Below are 18,350 nucleotides of genomic sequence, written 5' to 3'. Positions count from 1 at the left end.
AACTTCTAAAGGGGTTGAGCGCGCGTAGGCAATGATTGGAATTGTACAGTATGTGTCGGATTCTGGGTAACTTTGTAATTGTTCCTTGCCCTAGATTCCTACCTATCCTTTCTGTTACACTAAAGAGAAGACTTTGAGGATGACCCGAGGATCTATTATTGAAAGGATTTGCTGCCATGCGTACGATACGCAGAGAAGATATAGAATTGTTGGCCCCTGCGGGGGATTGGGATTGTTTGCGAGCGGCTGTTGCCAATGGGGCGGATGCCGTGTTTTTTGGTGTGGAGAAATTTAATGCACGAGCTAGAGCGCATAATTTTACGATGGCAGAATTGCCGGATATTATGTCGTTTCTTCATCTGTATGGGGTTCAAGGCTTCCTGACGTTTAACATCCTTGTTTTCGAGGAAGAGTTGAACGAGGCGAAGCAGTTGATTGAGGCTTGTGTGGATGCGGGTGTCGACGCGGTTATTGTGCAGGATCTTGGTCTGGTTAAAATGATTCGCGAGATTTCTCCGGATTTCCCGATTCACGGATCGACACAGATGACGATTACATCGCCGGAAGCCGTTGAATTTACGAAGCCGTTCGATATCGAACGCGTCGTTCTTGGTCGTGAAAATAACCTGAAGCAGATCAAACAAATCGGGGATCAAGCCAAACTCCCGATGGAAGTTTTCGTGCATGGTGCGCTTTGCGTTTCCTATTCAGGCCAGTGTTTGACCTCCGAAATGTGGGGCGGGCGCTCCGCCAATCGCGGGGAGTGCGCGCAGGCTTGCCGCTTGCCGTATGACCTGATGGTGGATGGCGTCCAAAAGCCGATGGGTGACGTCACTTATCTGCTTTCGCCGAAAGACTTGGCGGCTATTGAGATTGTGCCGGAACTGATTGAAGCTGGCGTGCGTTCTTTTAAAATTGAAGGGCGTTTGAAAACCCCTGAATATGTGGCCAATGTCGTGAGTAAATATCGCCGTGCCATTGACCGTTATTTTGATGGAGAGGATGCTCGTCCGTCGAAAGATGAGGTTCGTGAGCTGCAGCAGAGCTTCTCGCGTGGATTTACCGTTGGTTTCTTGAATGGAACCAACAATAAGCAGCTTGTTGACGGCACATTTCCCAAAAGCCGTGGGGTTTTCGTTGGCCGTATCAAGCAAATTTTGCGCGATGGCGTGATTTGCGAGCTCGAGGCGCCGATTAAGCGTGGAGACGGTGTCGTCTTCGATGCCGGGGACCCAACGAAGAAAGAAGAAGGCGGGCGAATCTATGATTTGCGCCGCAAGGGAGAGAAGCTCGAAGGCGAAGCCGAGGGCGGACTCATCGAAATTATTATGGGCCGCAACGATGTCGATTTAAGCCGTTTGCATGTCGGCGACCGCATATGGAAGACGAATGATCCGCATCTCGACAAGCGCCTGCGCCAGACCTTCGAGACCGATAAGCCATACCGGACATTCCCGGTTAGCGTCAAGATTAGCGGTGTTGAAGGCGAGCCGCTCAAAAGCTGGTGGACAGATATCCGAGGCGGTCATACCGTCTTCGTACAATCTGAGCTTCCACTGGTTCGCGCGGAAAAAAGACCGATGGACGAACAGCTCTTCACCGAGCAGTTCGGTCGCCTTGGCGGCACGATTTACGAACTCAGCCAGCTGGAAGTCCAGCTGGTCGGTGAGCTTATCGTGCCGATGCGCGAGCTGAACAGCATGCGGCGCAGCGCTGTCGAGTTGATGGAAGACGAGCGGCAGAAGCCGCGCGCGTACAGGAAGCGTGACATCGGCGTGTACGACGATGTGCTTCCTTCAGCGGCTGCGTACCAAGCCGCCGCTGCGAATGCTCCTGCGCTATCCTTAGCAGAGCGCAGCGCTGTAGAGCTAACTGCACTTTGCCGCAACCTGGATCAAGTGAAGGCTGTGCTGGAAACGACAGATGATGTGCAGCTCATTTACGCTGATTTTGAATTTATTAAGCAGTTCCCTGCAGCCGTTGAAGCTGTTCATGCCGCCGGCCGCCGAATCGCATTGGCGACTCCGCGGATTCATATGCCTGGGGAAACAGGCTATTTTAACAATATTCTCAAGCTTAAACCTGATGCGGTGTTGATCCGTAACACGGGGGCTGCCTACTTCTTCTTGAAGCATCGCTTGGAGAATCCAAGTGCACCGCAGCCGCAATTAATCGGCGACTTCTCGCTGAATGTGGCCAATCACAAAACGGCGGCGCTCTTCTTGGAAGCGGGTCTCTCCAAAGTGACGCCTTCGTACGATTTGAACATTCAGCAAATGGTTGATCTGCTTCGCCGTTCCGAAACGTCCAAGCTGGAGGTCGTCATTCATCAGCACATGCCAATGTTCCACACGGAGCACTGTGTGTACTGTACATTCCTGAGCGAAGGAACCGACTTCACGAACTGTGGCCGTCCTTGCGAGGATCACAGCGTTTCCTTGCAGGACCGTGTTGGGATGTCGCATCCGGTGCGTGTCGATGAAGGCTGCCGCAATACGGTATATAATGCCGTTGATCAATCAGGCGCAGAATATCTGAGCCATTTCATGGATCTGGGCATTCGCTCATTCCGAGTCGAGTTCCTTGAGGAAACACCGGACAAAGTCCGTGAAATCCTGGATTTGTACCGCCGCGCGATCGACGGACAAATCAGCGGAACGCAAGTATGGCGTTCACTGAAAGCGACTAATCAGCTGGGCGTTACGCGCGGCCAATTGGTGAAATAAAGATCCATAGATAGGAAATTGACCCAGCGCCTTTTAGGTGCTGGGTTTGTTGTATATATTTACTGTCATTTGTTTGGCGCCCTGAATAATATGTTACAGCTGATGCCTACGCTTAATGGACATAAGAAGAAAGGGTGGCGATGGATAACAATGAAAAGGACATATAAGTTCACTGAGATCGCTGGTAAAATCGGAAAACCGCGTGCAGCTGTGATGGAATGGTCAAATGATTTTCGTGAGTTTCTTCCGACTAAAGCTATTGGCGGCTCCCTAAGGTACACAGAAGAAGCTATCGAAATCTTTGAGATCATTGCCAAGTTGAGCGATGCCAATAAACCGCTTAAATGGATAAAAGAACATTTACGGGAAATGCGTCAGAAAGCAGCGAATGCACTTCATGATGAAAAGCCTTTATCACCTATACCGACTGTTGTTCCTGACTCTAATTTATCTCCCTCCGCAGACCATTCGATTTCACCTCCAGCTATGAACAACTCTAACTTGCAATTAAGCAAGGAAACCATGGATTTAAGTCACATGGTACAGCTCCTCACGCAAAAGATAGAAGCGAATAAATCCCCAATGAATGGAATGGAGCAAGTAGACGATCTCAATCAAAAGGTGGGTATATCGTCTTTGGCAAGTGGTGGGCGCTTGCTGCCTATGCTGGATCAATCAAAGACTCAGTTCGTTCAATTAAGCAATGAAGTTGCGGAACTTAGTAACATCATCGAGACGATTAAATCAAAGGTTACTGAGGTTTCGGGTTTGTCTGAAGAAGTAACGGAATTGCGAAATGTGATCCAGATTCTCACGCACCATGTAGTTAATTTGTTCGAACAGGACACAAGGAGTGAGGTTGCTGCCACATTAGTATTCCTGCATAGAGAAATAGAGAGTGCAGCTATTGAAGTAAAAGGGTTGAAAAATGTGATCGAAACCGTTCAGCAGAAGGTTGTTGAAGTTTCACTGCGAGATCTCCAAGGTGAAATACTTGCGTCCACAACGGAGTTATTGAATCGACGCTGCGAGAGCACTTCGCTGGATATACAAAACTTGTATAAGGTAAATCATCTCCATACACAAAAGGCAACAGAACTGCAAAATGTGATCGAAACGGTGCAGCAGAAAGTTGTTGAAGTTTCGGAGCGAGATCTCCGAGGTGAAATACTTACGTCCACAACGGAGCTATTGAACCAACGCGACGAAAGCATTTCGCTGGAAATACAGAACTTGCATAAAGGAAATCATCTCCATACCCAAAAGGTAGTAGAACTGCAAAATGTAATCGAAACCGTTCAGCAGAAGGTTGCTGAAGTTTCACAGCGAGATCTCCAAGGTGAAATACTTGTGTCTACAAGGGAGCTATTGAACCAACGCGACGAAAGCATTTCGCTGGAAATACAAAACTTGCATAAGGTAAATCATCTCCATACCCAAAAGGTAACAGAACTGCAAAATGTGATCGAAACGGTGCAGCAGAAAGTTGTTGAAGTTTCGGAGCGAGATCTCCGAGGTGAAGTACTCGCGTCCACAACGGAGCTGTTGAACCAACGCGACGAAAGCATTTCGCTGGAAATACAAAACTTGCATAAGGGAAATCATCTCCATACGCAAAAGGCAACAGAACTGCAAAATGTGATTGAAACTTTGCAGCAGAAGGTTGTTGAAGTTTCGGAGCGAGATCTCCGAGGTGAAATACTCACATCCGCAACGGAGTTATTGAACCAACGCGACGAAAGCATTTCGCTGGAAATACAAAACTTGCATAAGGGAAATCATCTCCATACCCAAAAGGTAACAGAACTGCAAAATGTGATCGAAACGGTGCAGCAGAAAGTTGTTGAAGTTTCGGAGCGAGATCTCCGAGGTGAAATACTTACGTCCACAACGGAGCTGGTGAACCAACGGTATGATGAAATGTCTCAACAATTAATATCACAGCAAAGACTACTAGACAAGATTGCCAAAATATTAGGTTTTTAACGCCACTGAAAAACGCTTGTTTTGATTTTGTAAAATTGACTAAAGTAGGTAAAGGCCTACCATTTGCCGATTCTAAGGAGATACTACATCAAACTGAGACTGCCTTTTTTTCGGCGGGCTCAGCCTGCTTTCGCGTCGATGCCGACTGATTCGATCGGTGAGACAGCCTTTTCGGCAGACTCAGCTTACTTTAGCAGCTATGCTGCTTTTTCGCACGATGAGACTCAGGCAGCCGGGTAATTCCTGCGAATATGCATCCTTTTCGGCTTGGAAATAAGTAAAAAGGTGAAAAGCCTGCAATCATGCATCCTTTAGAGAACTTTTTTCGATTCTGGGACGGAAAAGCTTAAAAAGCCTGCACTATTGCAGGCTTTCTCGATTTTCAGACGATTTGAACGAAAAAGGCTGCACTATTGCAGTCTTTTTCAAAATTGGTGCGGTAAGACGGCCTTTTCGGCAGGCTCAGCTTGCTTTCGCGGCGATGTCGACTGATTCGATCGGTGAGACGGTCTCTTTTGGGCTGTCTCAGAGCGAGTTCTATGCTTTTTCCCCTTATGAGACTGCATCGTTTATAAGATTGGGGCTTTTTCAGTGGCCTCGCAGCTAGGGGGTTTTTATTGTTTAAACACATGCGAGTTCAGTCTGCTTTCTAGCATTCGATGATTGAGCATGCTAACAACCCTCTACTCCATTCCATTAGTTCACAATTTAGACACATTTTTTTAATCTATTTTTCAGATTTGCTTAAGGTTGGTTTATTGTTCCACGGGTATAGTGATGATGGTTATATAGGAACGAAAAGAATGAATGGGGGATCTTGGATGCTTGAGGTCAAACAAGTCAGCAAGCTGTACGAAAATGCCCGAGGCGTGCATAACATCGATTTCTCGATGCAGCGCGGCGAGATCGTCGGCTTCTTAGGGCCGAATGGTGCTGGCAAAACAACGACAATGCGCATGATTACCGGCTATTTGAATCCAACACACGGGCAAATCTGGGTGGATGGCCACTCCATGGCGGACAACCCGAAGAAAGCACGCCGCAAAATCGGCTACTTGCCGGAAACACCGCCACTCTATCCCGAGATGACGGTGCAAGCCTACTTGCGCTTCATCGCGAACCTGCGCGATGTGCCTGCCCGCGAGCAGAAGCTGCGTGTCGGCGAAGCCATCGACAAGCTGGGCTTGCAAGGTCGCGAGAAGCAGATCATTCGCTCCTTGTCCAAGGGCTACAAGCAGCGCTTAGGCCTCGCGCAAGCTATTTTACACCAACCTGATCTGCTGATTCTGGACGAGCCTACGTCCGGCCTCGATCCGAAGCAGATCATTGAAATCCGCCAGCTGATTCATGAGCTGGGCGAGAACCATACGGTGCTGCTGAGCACGCACATTTTGCCGGAAATTAACGCGATCTGCAACCGCGTTCTAATCATCAACCAAGGCCGCGTCGTACTGGACGAGCGCCCTGAGCATCTCGGCCGCACGATGGGCGAGACGTTCGAAGTATCGCTCGAGGTCAAGGGACCTCGCGAGCGGATCTTGACCGAGCTGCGCAGCCTGGAGGCGGTCGCAGAGGTCAAAGAAGTCGACACAGCCCAACCGGCGGCGTCCGATCAAACCAGCGAGCCTGTCTCCGAAGCAGCTGAACTAGCCGTAGACCAAGAGCCGGCAGCGGAATCTGTGAAGCTGCTCGTGACTTCAGCGGATCGCACCGACATCCGTGAAGCGCTCTTTTTCCGGTTAGCCGGCGCAGGTTACCCAATTCTCGAAATGAAGCGGGAAAGCCTCAGTCTGGAGGATATCTTCCTCAAGCTGACGACCGACGAACCTGCGGCATCCGACTCTGTTCCTAACGAGGAGGTAGATACCGATGCGTAGAGTCTGGGCGATTTGCTCCAAAGAGCTGCAAATGTATTTCTTTTCGCCGGTAGCTTATGTGGCGTTTGCTTTCTATGTGCTGCTGTCGAGCTTCTTCTTCTATATCAATTTCGTTAACGGCCAGCCGCCGATTGTCGATGCGCGCTCGGTTGTAGGCAACACCTCTTTCGTGTATCTGTTTATCATCCCGCTGCTAACGATGCGGCTCATCGCTGATGAGTTCCGTCAAGGAACGGATGAATTGCTTCTCACCTCACCTGCGGGCATTGGCGAAATTGTGCTCGGCAAGTATTTATCCGCTTTTATCGTGCAAATCGGACTCGTGGGGATTAGCTTAATCTATCCGCTGATCATGTCTACCTTCGGAACCTTGGATAAGCCTGTAATGTGGCTGTCCTATCTGAGCATGTTCCTATTAGGCTGTGCGATGATGGCAATTGGCTTATTCGCATCCAGTTTATCCAACAACCAAATGGTTGCGGGGATGACCGGCTTTGTTATGCTGCTGTTGCTTTGGCTGCTCGATTGGGTCAGCAGTGGGATGACAGGTAAATTGAAGGATTATGTGGGTCAGTTCTCGTTGACGAGCCACTTGACGAACCTGCAAAAAGGCGTTCTGCATGGCGGCGACATCGTCTTTTATATTACATTAACAGCGGTTTTCCTCGTTCTGAGCATACAAGTCCTTGAAAGAAAGCGTTGGAGGTGAGCAGGATGAACAAGTGGATACGGGGAACTAATGCGACAGTTTTATCGATCGCTGTCATCGGTATTTTCATCATTCTGACCATTTTCCTTCACTCGCTGAAAGGCTTTCAGGTCGATTTGACGAAAAATAAGAGCTTCACGCTCTCCGAGCAAACAGTGGCGACACTCAAAAACTTAAATCAAGATATCCATATCATTTCCTTCACAAACAGTGGCGACGGCAATGAATTTATTACGCGTCAAGTGACGGATATGATCACCGAGTACAAGAAGCAAAACAGTAAAATTACTTACGATGAATACGATATGCTGAAACAGCCTTCGATGGCTAAGCAGTATGGCGTTGATCAAGGTGGAACGCTTGTTTTTGAAATGGGCACCAAGAAACAAAATGTAAACTTCTATGAACTATTTAACGGACAGCAGGACGGTTCCTACACATTTACTGGTGAAGAGAAGTTTACACAGGCCATTACGAGCCTAACTTCCACAGAAAAACACACCGTTTATTTACTTTCCGGTCATCAAGAGTACCCGTTAACGGCGATGACGATTCTGAAAAGCAGTCTGGAAGCCGCCAATTATGTGGTGAAAGACCTCAATCTTTATGTTGCGGGTAAAATACCGGACGATGCGCAAATGCTGATGCTGCTTGGACCGCAAAATGACCTGAACGATAAAGAAGCGGAACTGATTCAGGCTTATTTGAAGGATAAAGGCAAAATTTATATCGCGCTGGGTTTCAATAAAGATATGGCGACCAAGTGGAAAAATATTGATGCGATCATGAAAACTTACGGTATCGTTGATCAACATGCTATTGCCATTGAGCCAAAACAAACGTCGCTATATGATCCGTTAACGATTATTCCGGACTATGGCTCACATGAAATTACGAATAAGCTGTCTAGCAATAATCTGGTGACGATGCTGTCGCTGGCTGCCAGCTTGACTGCGGATGAGAGTGCGCCGGATTATACCCAATCGCTGCTCTTGAAAACAACAGATAAAGCTTATGGTGAAACAGATATCAACCTTCTGGCCCAATCGAAAACCAAGCAGGATGCAACCGATATTAAAGGTCCGCTCAACTTGGGTTACGCGATTGCGAACAAAGATAACAAGCCTAAGGCTGTTATTTTGGGCGGCTCGACGTTCGTGCTGGATCAAGATATTCAGAATCAGGGCAATAAGGATTTCGCGATGAACAGTATTGGCTGGCTGCAGGAACAGAAGGATCAAATCACGATCCGTCCACGCCAAGGGGATGCGTTCCAGCAAGCGATGATTACGCCTAGCCAAGCGAATACGATTTTCTTAGTTACGATTGTGTTCTTGCCTCTCTTGTTCTTAGTCATTGGCGGCTTGATCTGGTGGAGGAGGAGACGAGGATGAAACGGTTTATTCCTACGATTCTGTTAGTCGTTGTGTGCATCGGGGCGTTCTGGTACGCCTCCAGCCAAAACTTCTTTCAAGAGAAGAAAGAAGAGCCGAAATCACTCGTTGTTCTTAAGCAAGAAGATGTGCAATCGCTCAGCGTTCAAACCGAGGAACAACAGGTGGAGCTAGCACGCAACGGCAGCGGATGGGATATGAAAAAGCCGGCAGCGGCGCCAATCAATGCGAATCAAGCGGATTCGTGGTTGGATGCTCTGGGCTTGATCACCTCTGCCAAATTAGTGGAAGATCAACCGAGTGACGTTGCCAAATACGGCTTGGATAAGCCTGTGGCTGCTTATGAGGTACAGCTGAAGGATGGCTCCAAAAAAGGGTTGAAGGTCGGGACAGCCCTTCCTATTCAAGGCTTCTCTTATGTTCAGGTTGAGGGTTCCTCTGCTGTGTACCAAGTGAGCGATCAGTCGCTCTCTGGCTTAAACAAAGCACCTGTTGATTTTGCCGACACCAGCCCGTTCAAATTTGAGAACGACAAGGTGCAGTCTGTCAAAGTGACGTGGAAGGGTCAATCCTGGACACTTGCCAAGACCGATAAGGATAAAGTTGCCGCTGAGGCGAGCTGGAAGCTTGGAGATAAAGAGTTAAAAGGCGCGGACGCCAATCCGCTGCTCGATAGTCTGATCTTCCTTCATAGTGCGGCTCTGCCGGAGCCCGCAGCTCAGAAGCCTGCAGCAGGCGGTGAGCTTAAGGTAGAACTTGTCATGAGCGTAGATGGCAAAGATACAACTCAAGTGTACGAAGGCAAGCTGGACCAAGACCAAGTCTGGTTAGCTAAGCAAGGGGGTTCGTGGGCCTATCAGCTCACAACTGCCGATATACAGAAGTTAGCGGATGCTTATGCCGGCAAACCGGCTCAGCCCGCCTCATAGCGTGTAAGGAAGACTGCTCCCTGTAGTGATTTTGCTGCAGCGGAGCAGTTTTTTTAGCTTTTTTTACCAATGCCACATAAAACGGCATATTTTGGGAAACCTACAAGAAAGGAATGGAAAGGAGGTAACAACGACATGTACAACAACCAAAACCAAGGGAACCAAACCATTACTGGCAAAGAGCTCTCGTACCTATCGGACACGTTGAAAAATGAGGAATTGTTAGCCAAACTTTGCGTTCAAGGAGCAGCTAACAGCCAGAGTCAATCTCTGAAGCAAACGTTGTCTCAACTATCTCAGGAGCGCCTGCAAAACGTAAGCATTCTCATGAATACCTTGCAGCAGCAATCCGGAATTACCCATTAATCCCTACATACAAGAGGAGGTGCACGAAGCATGTATCAACAAAATCAGAACTCTTATCAACAGCAGCAGCAGCAATCTCAGCAGCAAGTACACTTGCAAGAGCAGGATTTCGCGAATTTCGTTCTTTCCGAGCTTAAGCGCAGTGCGCGCGAGTATACAACAGCTGCTCTGGAAGCGGCGAACCCGCAAATCAGACAGACGTTTCAGACATTATTGCTAAAAACCTTGCAAGATCAAGCAGCTGTTTTCAATGAATTGCAGAAGCTGGGCGCTTATGAAGTTCAACCTGCGCAGCAGCAGCAAATTCAACAAGAGCTGCAAAAGCAAAGCCAGACGGCAGCGCAGCTGCAGACCTTTGTTCAACAGAACTTGAACAGATCAGCCACGGCTGGCTATCAACAACAGGATCAGATAGCGATCGGGCAGCAGCATGCCCAGAACCAACAACAGCCGCAGCACCAGCAGCAAAGCCAACAACAGAATCAAATTGCGGCTTTGCATCAAGCGCCCATTCAGCCGATGATCAATGCCTCCCAATATCCGAATGCGGTGTACAACAGCCAAGGTCAGGGCTTCGCCTCTCACCAGCAGCCAAGCTATAGCAACCAACAAGGACAAAGCTTTCAGGATCAAAGCTATGGACAATCCAGCTATGGTCAATCGCAAGCTGGTTACTCTGCGTCATCAGCTTTTGGCTCGACCGAGAGTACGCCTATAACAAGCAAAACGGCGAATACCAGCATTACATCGCGTGCTCAAACAAGCATGCTGGCTCCCTCCTCAAGCGCTGTGAGCGAAAGCTCCTATATCAGCAAGCATCATGAAGGAAGTAAATACAGCTTCTAAGTTGTCTGCTTCTAAGCCAAGACGTCTGCAGCCCATCCGGCTGCAGGCGTTTTATTTTCACCCCATTCTCATGTTTTGTCCCACTTTTCTCATAATCATGGTATGGAACCGGCTTGTCACACATATATAAGAGACAAAGGATGTCCAAACTTATGAGAAAAGGGTGTATCTCTGATGAAAAAAACGTGGATTTACGGTACAGCGACTTTATTGGTTCTTGGCGCTTTGACAACTGCATGCGGCTCCAAAGAAGAAGTAGCTAGCTCTAATCTCGGACCTAAAACAGTCACAACAGTATCGCAAGGAAAGACGGAGAGCAGTGTGAAGACGGTCGCCTCCAACGCGAAACCTGCCATTGATGCTCAAGTGTCCAAGGTTGATGGAAGGAACGTGACGATTACCTATCAGACAACGAATTTCCAATTGTCCGCCGATCATATGAATCAAAAAGCTGTGCAAGGTGAAGGGCACCTCCACCTCTATGTTGACGGCAAGCAGAAAGCGATGATTGGGAAAACAGGCCCGTTAACACTCAACAATTTGGCGGCCGGTAAACACGAAATTAAACTCGAGCTTCAGCAGAATGATCATACAGATCTCAAAGTGGAGAAAATCCTTAATATTGACGTAAAGTAAGTGGAGAACATTTGTGCGTATTTAGCCGGAAATCAGGCTTGAACGAACATCAGCCGACACTAGGTGCATATTCCTTGAAAAGACGGGCAATTAGCCCGTCTTTTGTCATTTGACACACCTGAATGCGTAGCATAGACTGTTGATAGTATGGCAATATTGCCCCTAATCGGAGGGAAACAATTGATCGTCGATATACGTAAGTGGAAACATGTGTTTAAGCTTGATCCGGATCGTCACATTTCAGATGAGGCGTTGGATCGCCTTTGTTTGTCAGGGACGGATGCCATCATGGTTGGCGGCTCCTCAGGAGTAACCTTTGATAACACGGTGGATCTGCTTTCGCGGATTCGTCAGTACGAGGTTCCTTGTGTGCTGGAAATTTCCAATCAAGAAGCGATTGTTCCTGGGTTTGATCTTTTCTTAATTCCTGTTGTGCTGAATGCGGATGATCCGAAGTGGATCGTTGGGCAGCATCATGAGGCACTGAAAGAATATGGTTCCATGTTGAATTGGGACGAAATTATAGCGGAAGGCTATATTATTTTGAATAGCGAAGCTACGGCCGCTCAGCTGACGTCAGCTCGCACGAACTTGGATACCAGAGATGTCGCCGCATATGCGCGTATGGCGGACAAGCTGTTTCACATGTCTATTGTGTATTTGGAATACAGCGGAGTGTTTGGCGATATGGAATTGGTGCGGCGGACGCGGCAAGTGCTGGAGAATGCCCGTTTGTTTTATGGCGGCGGGATTGACAGCTTGGAGAAGGCGCAGCAGGCAGCGGAAGTTGCAGACACTATCGTCGTGGGCAACATTATTTATAGTGATCTGGAGCAGGGGCTTCAGACCGTGAACGTGAATTTTGATAGAACAGGAAGGTAACTTTATGAACGAGACAGTCAATATCTTAGATGCGATTAAAAGGTTAAATCCTGAGCAGCGCAAAGCGGTTGAAGCCGTAGATGGGCCTCTGCTGATTATGGCTGGAGCGGGAAGCGGGAAGACGCGCGTGCTGACGCATCGAATCGCTTACCTCATTGGCACGCGGAGAGCGGCGCCGTGGAGCATTCTAGCCCTGACCTTTACGAATAAAGCAGCACGTGAGATGCAGGATCGTGTGGGCAAATTGGTAGGCGGCAGCGGCAATGACATCTGGGTCTCTACGTTTCACTCCATGTGTGTGCGGATGCTGCGCAGAGATATTTCGCGAATCGGTTTTACTTCGAATTTCACTATTCTGGATTCCGGCGATCAGCTCTCTGTCATCAAGACCTGCTGCAAGGAGCTCAACATTGACACGAAGAAATTCGAGCCGAAGGCCTTCCAAGCAGCGATTTCCACAGCCAAAAATGAACTCATCTCTCCTAAGCAATTTGAAGATAAAATCGGTGACTACTTCGATGGACTAACCTCCAAAATTTATACGCTCTATCAGAAAAAGCTAAGAAGCAACAACTCCCTGGATTTCGATGATCTGATCATGGCCACCATTCATTTGTTTAACGAAGTTCCGGAAGTGCTGGACTACTACCAAAACAAATTTCAATATATCCATGTGGATGAGTATCAAGATACGAACAGAGCACAGTACATGCTGTGTCAGATGATCGCGGCCAAACACAAGCGCATTTGTGTTGTAGGGGACAGTGACCAGTCTATTTACCGTTGGCGCGGGGCTGATATTACGAATATTCTTAATTTCGAAAAAGATTATCCGAATGCCACTTCCATTCTATTGGAGCAGAATTATCGCTCAACCTCGAATATCCTGCAGGCGGCTAATAAAGTCATCGCGAACAACACAGGCCGCAAGCCCAAAAACCTGTGGACCGATAAAGAGGGCGGCGTTGGCATTAAGCTGTACCAAGCGGATACCGAGTATGAAGAAGGCTATTTTGTAACGAATGAGATTAACAAAAACAAGTCAAACGGCAAGAGGTTCGGGGATCATGCGATTCTGTACCGGACGAATGCCCAGTCCCGGGTCATTGAGGAAATTCTGATTAAATCCGATATCCAATACACCATCGTTGGCGGCGTAAAGTTCTATGATCGCAAAGAGATTAAAGACATCTTGGCCTATTTGCGCCTGATTTCGAATCCAGACGATGATATCAGCTTGAATCGTATCGTCAACGTACCGAAGCGGGGCATTGGCGATACCTCGATGGACCGAGTGGCGGATATGGCAGGGCGAAGAGGGATTTCGCTGTATGCGATGCTGGAGGAAGTTGATTCGCTTGAAATTACGTCGAAGGCGAAGCACGCTTTGGCCGATTTCCGTGAAATGATTGAAAACCTGAACCGTATGGTTGAATACTTATCGGTTACCGAGCTGACGGAGAAGATTTTGGAGCTGTCGCAGTACCGCCTTGAAATGCAGCGCGAGAATACGATTGAATCCAAGGCTCGTCTCGAAAATATTGAAGAGTTCCTGTCTGTGACGATGGACTTTGAGAAGCGGAATGAGGACAAGTCTCTCATTTCCTTCTTGACCGATCTGGCGCTGATTGCGGATATTGACACGCTGGACAAAGAAAAACCAGAAGAAGAACAAGATGCCGTTGTGCTTATGACGATGCACAGCGCCAAAGGACTCGAGTTCCCGGTTGTTTTCATCATCGGGATGGAAGAAGGCGTCTTCCCGCACAGCCGTGCTTTTGCCGACAACGAAGAGCTCGAAGAGGAGCGCCGTTTGGCCTATGTTGGCATCACGCGCGCCGAGCAAGAGCTGTTCCTCACGTGCGCACACATGCGCACGCTCTTCGGCCGCACCGCGGCGAACGCGCCGTCGAGATTCCTCCAGGAGATTCCGAAGGAACTCCTGGAGAACGTCACGAGCGGCAACGCCATCGGCGGTGGATTCTCGCGAGCTGGCCGCAGCGGCGGCAGCTCGTGGGGCAGCAGCGCTGCATCGACGACGAGCCGCGGTACGACCGGCTCGTCCGCTTGGGGCACGCCGTCCTCCTTCGGACGGCCGAGTGCCGGCGCGGCTGCGCCAAGCCCTGCAGCAGTCGCAAGACCGGCTGCGTTCCGGGCTCCTCAGCCGGCCGCAGGCGGCGCGGTGCCGGACTACAAAGCCAGCGACAAAGTGGCACATGGCAAGTGGGGCATCGGCACCGTCGTGTCCGTCAAAGGCTCGGGTGATGACACCGAGCTGCAAATTGCTTTCCCGGCGCCAGTGGGTTTGAAGCGCCTGTTGGCTAAATTCGCGCCAATTACCAAACAATAGGCAATGAGTTCATTTGTTGAAGTCCCAATTTCCTATTTCCCATTAGAGAGGAAGAGCCCGTAATGACAGATGCCATCGCGGCAATGAAAACCCTCATTCAAGAAATCAATAAGCACAATCATAACTACTACACATTGGATCAACCCACCATTACAGACGCCGAGTGGGACGCTCTCTATGATAGACTGGCTGCATTGGAGAAGGAAACAGGAACCGTCCTGCCGTCCTCTCCCACCCTGCGTGTGGGCGGCGACATTCTTAAAGGCTTCGAGCCGCACCGCCATTTGGCAAGACTTTGGAGCTTGGACAAAGCTCAGAATGCTGCCGATCTGCAAACCTGGCACACGCGTGTACTCAAGCTAATCGCGGATTATAATAGCAAGAATCCTGAACAGCCGCTGCCGGACCCTACGTATGTTGTCGAGCTGAAGTTCGATGGCCTCACGCTGAACCTTACCTATGAACAGGGAAAACTCGTCCAAGCTTCTACACGAGGCAACGGAACAATAGGGGAAGGTATTTTGGCTCAAGTCAAAACGATTAAGTCCGTTCCCTTGGAAATTCCCTATGACCAAGGAGTTCTTGAAGTTCAAGGCGAGGGTCTGATGTTCCTTTCCGTGCTTGAAGCGTATAACCAGACGGGCGCAGATCCGCTCAAAAACGCGCGCAACGCAGCAGCCGGAGCTCTGCGCAACTTGAATCCCAAAGTAACGGCAGAGCGGAAGCTGAACGCCTTTATCTATAATGTGGGTTATTCGGATGGCATCCAATTTGAGAATCATTTCGATATGGTTCAGTTTCTCCGTGACAATCACTTCAAGGTGAGCAATCGTACACGGTATTTCAGTACCATTGAGGAAGTTAGCGCTGAGCTGGAGCAGATTGCGGAAGAACGCCTCACCTTCGATTACCTGATCGATGGAAGCGTTGTGAAGCTTACGGATATGAGAACAAGAGAAGTGCTGGGATATACGGATAAATTTCCACGTTGGGCGATTGCCTATAAGTTTGAAGCCGAAGAAGCAACAACCATCTTGCAAAGTGTTTCATGGGAAGTCGGCCGCACCGGCAAAATCACGCCGCTGGCCCGCGTTGAAGCCGTAGATCTCGCAGGGGTTACCGTACAGAACTGTACGCTCAACAATGTCGGCGATATCGAACGCAAAAACCTCAAGCACGCCTTGGGCAGCCTCGTCTACATCCGTCGCTCCAATGACGTCATTCCGGAGATTCTCGGCAAAGTCACCGAGGAGAATGACGGAGAAGAGATTGTCGCTCCGACGTTCTGTCCTGCCTGCGGCAGTGAGCTGGAGATGCGCGGGGCTCATCTCTTCTGTCTGAACCGTCTCGGCTGCAGTCCGCAGCTCGTTGGCCGGATGTCGCATTTCGCTTCGCGCGATGCGATGGATATTGAATTTTTCAGCGAGATGACCGCATCACAGCTGCATCAAGAGCTCGGTGTCAATGATCCTGCGGATCTTTACACGCTGCAATTCGACGATCTCGTCAAGCTCGATCGCTTCGGAGAGAAGAAGGCGCGTAATCTTCTGGACGCGCTGGAGAAGAGCAAGTCTCGCGATCTCGCCTCCTTCCTCTACGCCCTCGGGATTCCCAACTCGGGCAAGACGACAACCAAGGTGCTGGCTGACTATTATCGCAGCTTAGAGAAGATCATGGCGGCTGCGCCGGAGGAGCTCATCGCCCTGCCTGACGTAGGGGGGATTGTTGCCGATAGCATTCATTCGTTTTTCCGCGACCCTGTGATGGTGTCCAGCATTGAACGTATGTTAGCCGCAGGTGTCAATCCGATTGCCGAAGAACCAGCTGTCGTTCTGGCCAGCCCGGATAATCCGTTTTTCGGTAAAACCATCGTCCTCACAGGCACGCTGTCAACCATGGGCCGCGACGAATGTGCGAAGAAGCTGGAAGCTCTTGGCGCCAAAATATCTGGCAGCGTTTCTAAGAAAACGGATATCGTCATCGCTGGGGAAAGTGCCGGCAGCAAGCTGACCAAAGCACAAGGGCTGGGCATTCGTATTATTGACGATGAGCAGGAGCTTTTGCAGTTGTTAGGTGAGGGTTGAAATTTAGTAGTGATTAGGGGGAGACAACGCCATGTCCAAGCTGCTTCATATTATCAATGGTGATGCTTTCGGTGATAAGCTTCGGGCTTCAGGCATCGATGGGGATATTTTGGTGTGGCGTGAATCTCTTTACGAAGGACCTATTTGCATGCAGATGTCGGATAGTGTCCTTCTGCCTATTCGTGCAGCTTATATGAATCGACGGCATGGTATTCCTGAAATGTTGTTTTCCACTGCGGCACGAGAGCAGGAGGAAGCACTGGATAACCTCTCGACGAATGTAAGGGAAGTTGTTCTCTGGTTCGAGCATGACCTTTACGATCAATTGATGCTTAACTATCTTTTGTCACGGATGTATGCGATGCCTAGTCGAGCCTTTCAGCTCTTTCTTTTGAACATTGGCGAGTTTCCCGGCATAGACTTATTTTATGGATTAGGGCAGTTGACTGTTGATCAAATAAGAAGTCTTCATCACAAGTGGGAGCCAGTGCAGGAAGATCAGCTTCGCCTTGCTTACAAAGTATGGACAGCCTATTCGGCTTCTGAGCCGTTGCCTTTAGCTTCTTTAATAGAAGAAGACTTATCCCTCTTTCCTTTTCTTAAAAAGGCCCTGCAGGCCAATTATGATCGTTATCCATCTAAGCTTAATGGCTTGAACGCCATCCAGCAGCTTATTCTGACGCTGTTAGCAGAAGCAGAAGTGTCTATCTTGCAGTTATTTCATCAAATAAGTAAAAGCATTAGCGGATATGGTCTTGGTGATTTGCAGTTTTGGAGTATCATCGAGGACCTCAGGCAATGCGAATTTCCTTTGGTTCAGTTAATCGGAGGAGGCCACCTGCCGAGATACGGAGATCCATTGCCACCCGGATTCGAGAATTGGCGAGTGGGACTAACGGAATGGGGCATACTTGTTCTTGGGTGTGAAAGGGATCATCTTTTCCTAAATGGCATAGATGATTGGATTGGCGGCGTTCACTTGCTTGGCAAAGAGGGGATATGGCGTCAAAATACCGCAACCACGGGGTTTCTGAGGATGTAAGATAATGGATGTAAAAAGACGCTTGCAATTCGTTTTGAAACCTGATAATATATGTTCTTGTCACCGCAAGAGCGATACATTAACGCTTTAAACGGTAACGTAATAAAGCTCCTTGAAAACTGAACAAATGAATGAAGCAAATCAGCAAATTCAGTCACGCAAGTGACTACAATTGAGATTGCAAAATCTCGCTAGCAAGTCAATGAGCATTTCAGCTTTCAGATATACGGACGAGCAATCGTCCGCTACTATGGAGAGTTTGATCCTGGCTCAGGACGAACGCTGGCGGCGTGCCTAATACATGCAAGTCGAGCGGAGTATTTCCTTCGGGGAATGCTTAGCGGCGGACGGGTGAGTAACACGTAGGTAACCTGCCTATCAGATCGGGATAACTATCGGAAACGATAGCTAAGACCGGATAACTGGTTTTCTCGCATGAGAGAATTATGAAACACGGAGTAATCTGTGGCTGATAGATGGGCCTGCGGCGCATTAGCTAGTTGGTGGGGTAACGGCTCACCAA

Annotated in this window: 13 protein-coding genes and 1 rRNA gene; all 14 read left to right on the top strand. The window is 48.9% G+C overall.

Going from position 1 to position 18,350, the window contains the following annotated elements:
* Positions 1-176: 176 nt before the first annotated feature.
* Positions 177-2,726 carry a U32 family peptidase gene (locus tag BC351_RS22235; RefSeq protein WP_079415175.1) on the top strand — a complete coding sequence of 850 codons (2,550 nt, stop codon included), beginning with the start codon at positions 177-179 and terminating at the stop codon, positions 2,724-2,726.
* Positions 2,727-2,876: 150 nt separating this feature from the next.
* Positions 2,877-4,712: a coiled-coil domain-containing protein gene (locus BC351_RS22230; protein WP_079415027.1), complete on the top strand. Its 1,836-nt coding sequence runs from the start codon at positions 2,877-2,879 to the stop codon at positions 4,710-4,712.
* Between the two features lie 821 nt (positions 4,713-5,533).
* On the top strand, positions 5,534-6,589 hold the full coding sequence (locus BC351_RS22225; RefSeq protein WP_079415025.1) for an ABC transporter ATP-binding protein: 1,056 nt from the start codon (positions 5,534-5,536) through the stop codon (positions 6,587-6,589).
* Positions 6,582-7,298, top strand: coding sequence for an ABC transporter permease subunit (locus BC351_RS22220; protein WP_079415023.1), 717 nt, complete (start codon positions 6,582-6,584; stop codon positions 7,296-7,298). Before BC351_RS22225 ends, BC351_RS22220 begins: the two co-directional genes overlap by 8 nt.
* Positions 7,299-7,303: 5 nt before the next feature.
* On the top strand, positions 7,304-8,692 hold the full coding sequence (locus tag BC351_RS22215) for a GldG family protein (RefSeq protein ID WP_079415021.1): 1,389 nt from the start codon (positions 7,304-7,306) through the stop codon (positions 8,690-8,692).
* Positions 8,689-9,621, top strand: coding sequence for a DUF4340 domain-containing protein (locus BC351_RS22210; protein ID WP_079415019.1), 933 nt, complete (start codon positions 8,689-8,691; stop codon positions 9,619-9,621). The genes BC351_RS22215 and BC351_RS22210 overlap by 4 nt, the downstream gene beginning before the upstream one ends.
* 135 nt (positions 9,622-9,756) lie before the next feature.
* Complete coding sequence (locus tag BC351_RS22205) at positions 9,757-9,987, top strand: hypothetical protein (protein WP_079415017.1); 231 nt, start codon at positions 9,757-9,759, stop codon at positions 9,985-9,987.
* A gap of 30 nt (positions 9,988-10,017) precedes the next feature.
* Positions 10,018-10,833, top strand: a complete 816-nt coding sequence (locus BC351_RS22200; RefSeq protein ID WP_079415015.1) for a spore coat protein — start codon at positions 10,018-10,020, stop codon at positions 10,831-10,833.
* Between the two features lie 174 nt (positions 10,834-11,007).
* Positions 11,008-11,469 carry a DUF6130 family protein gene (locus BC351_RS22195; RefSeq protein ID WP_079415013.1) on the top strand — a complete coding sequence of 154 codons (462 nt, stop codon included), beginning with the start codon at positions 11,008-11,010 and terminating at the stop codon, positions 11,467-11,469.
* A gap of 180 nt (positions 11,470-11,649) precedes the next feature.
* Complete coding sequence (pcrB, locus tag BC351_RS22190) at positions 11,650-12,351, top strand: heptaprenylglyceryl phosphate synthase (protein WP_079415011.1); 702 nt, start codon at positions 11,650-11,652, stop codon at positions 12,349-12,351.
* 4 nt (positions 12,352-12,355) lie between these two features.
* The gene (gene pcrA / locus BC351_RS22185) at positions 12,356-14,701 is read left to right on the top strand and encodes a DNA helicase PcrA (RefSeq protein WP_079415009.1); all 2,346 of its coding nucleotides are present in this window, start codon (positions 12,356-12,358) and stop codon (positions 14,699-14,701) included.
* Positions 14,702-14,763: 62 nt separating this feature from the next.
* Entirely contained in the window at positions 14,764-16,785 is a 2,022-nt protein-coding gene (ligA, locus tag BC351_RS22180; protein ID WP_079415007.1) for an NAD-dependent DNA ligase LigA, read from the top strand.
* 31 nt (positions 16,786-16,816) lie between these two features.
* Positions 16,817-17,827: a DUF1835 domain-containing protein gene (locus tag BC351_RS22175; RefSeq protein WP_079415005.1), complete on the top strand. Its 1,011-nt coding sequence runs from the start codon at positions 16,817-16,819 to the stop codon at positions 17,825-17,827.
* 247 nt (positions 17,828-18,074) lie between these two features.
* Positions 18,075-18,350 (top strand): 16S ribosomal RNA (locus BC351_RS22170); the annotation flags it as partial.

Source organism: Paenibacillus ferrarius (genome assembly GCF_002027705.1).
Lineage (GTDB): Bacteria > Bacillota > Bacilli > Paenibacillales > NBRC-103111 > Paenibacillus_E > Paenibacillus_E ferrarius.
Note: the sequence above shows the minus strand (reverse complement) of the source record. Positions and strands in the feature narration are given on the sequence as shown.

Coding starts and splice junctions, on each gene's coding strand:
- BC351_RS22235 (WP_079415175.1), top strand. CDS start 177: ATGCGTACGATACGCAGAGAAGATATAGAATTGTTGGCCCCTGCGGGG.
- BC351_RS22230 (WP_079415027.1), top strand. CDS start 2,877: ATGAAAAGGACATATAAGTTCACTGAGATCGCTGGTAAAATCGGAAAA.
- BC351_RS22225 (WP_079415025.1), top strand. CDS start 5,534: ATGCTTGAGGTCAAACAAGTCAGCAAGCTGTACGAAAATGCCCGAGGC.
- BC351_RS22220 (WP_079415023.1), top strand. CDS start 6,582: ATGCGTAGAGTCTGGGCGATTTGCTCCAAAGAGCTGCAAATGTATTTC.
- BC351_RS22215 (WP_079415021.1), top strand. CDS start 7,304: ATGAACAAGTGGATACGGGGAACTAATGCGACAGTTTTATCGATCGCT.
- BC351_RS22210 (WP_079415019.1), top strand. CDS start 8,689: ATGAAACGGTTTATTCCTACGATTCTGTTAGTCGTTGTGTGCATCGGG.
- BC351_RS22205 (WP_079415017.1), top strand. CDS start 9,757: ATGTACAACAACCAAAACCAAGGGAACCAAACCATTACTGGCAAAGAG.
- BC351_RS22200 (WP_079415015.1), top strand. CDS start 10,018: ATGTATCAACAAAATCAGAACTCTTATCAACAGCAGCAGCAGCAATCT.
- BC351_RS22195 (WP_079415013.1), top strand. CDS start 11,008: ATGAAAAAAACGTGGATTTACGGTACAGCGACTTTATTGGTTCTTGGC.
- pcrA (WP_079415009.1), top strand. CDS start 12,356: ATGAACGAGACAGTCAATATCTTAGATGCGATTAAAAGGTTAAATCCT.
- ligA (WP_079415007.1), top strand. CDS start 14,764: ATGACAGATGCCATCGCGGCAATGAAAACCCTCATTCAAGAAATCAAT.
- BC351_RS22175 (WP_079415005.1), top strand. CDS start 16,817: ATGTCCAAGCTGCTTCATATTATCAATGGTGATGCTTTCGGTGATAAG.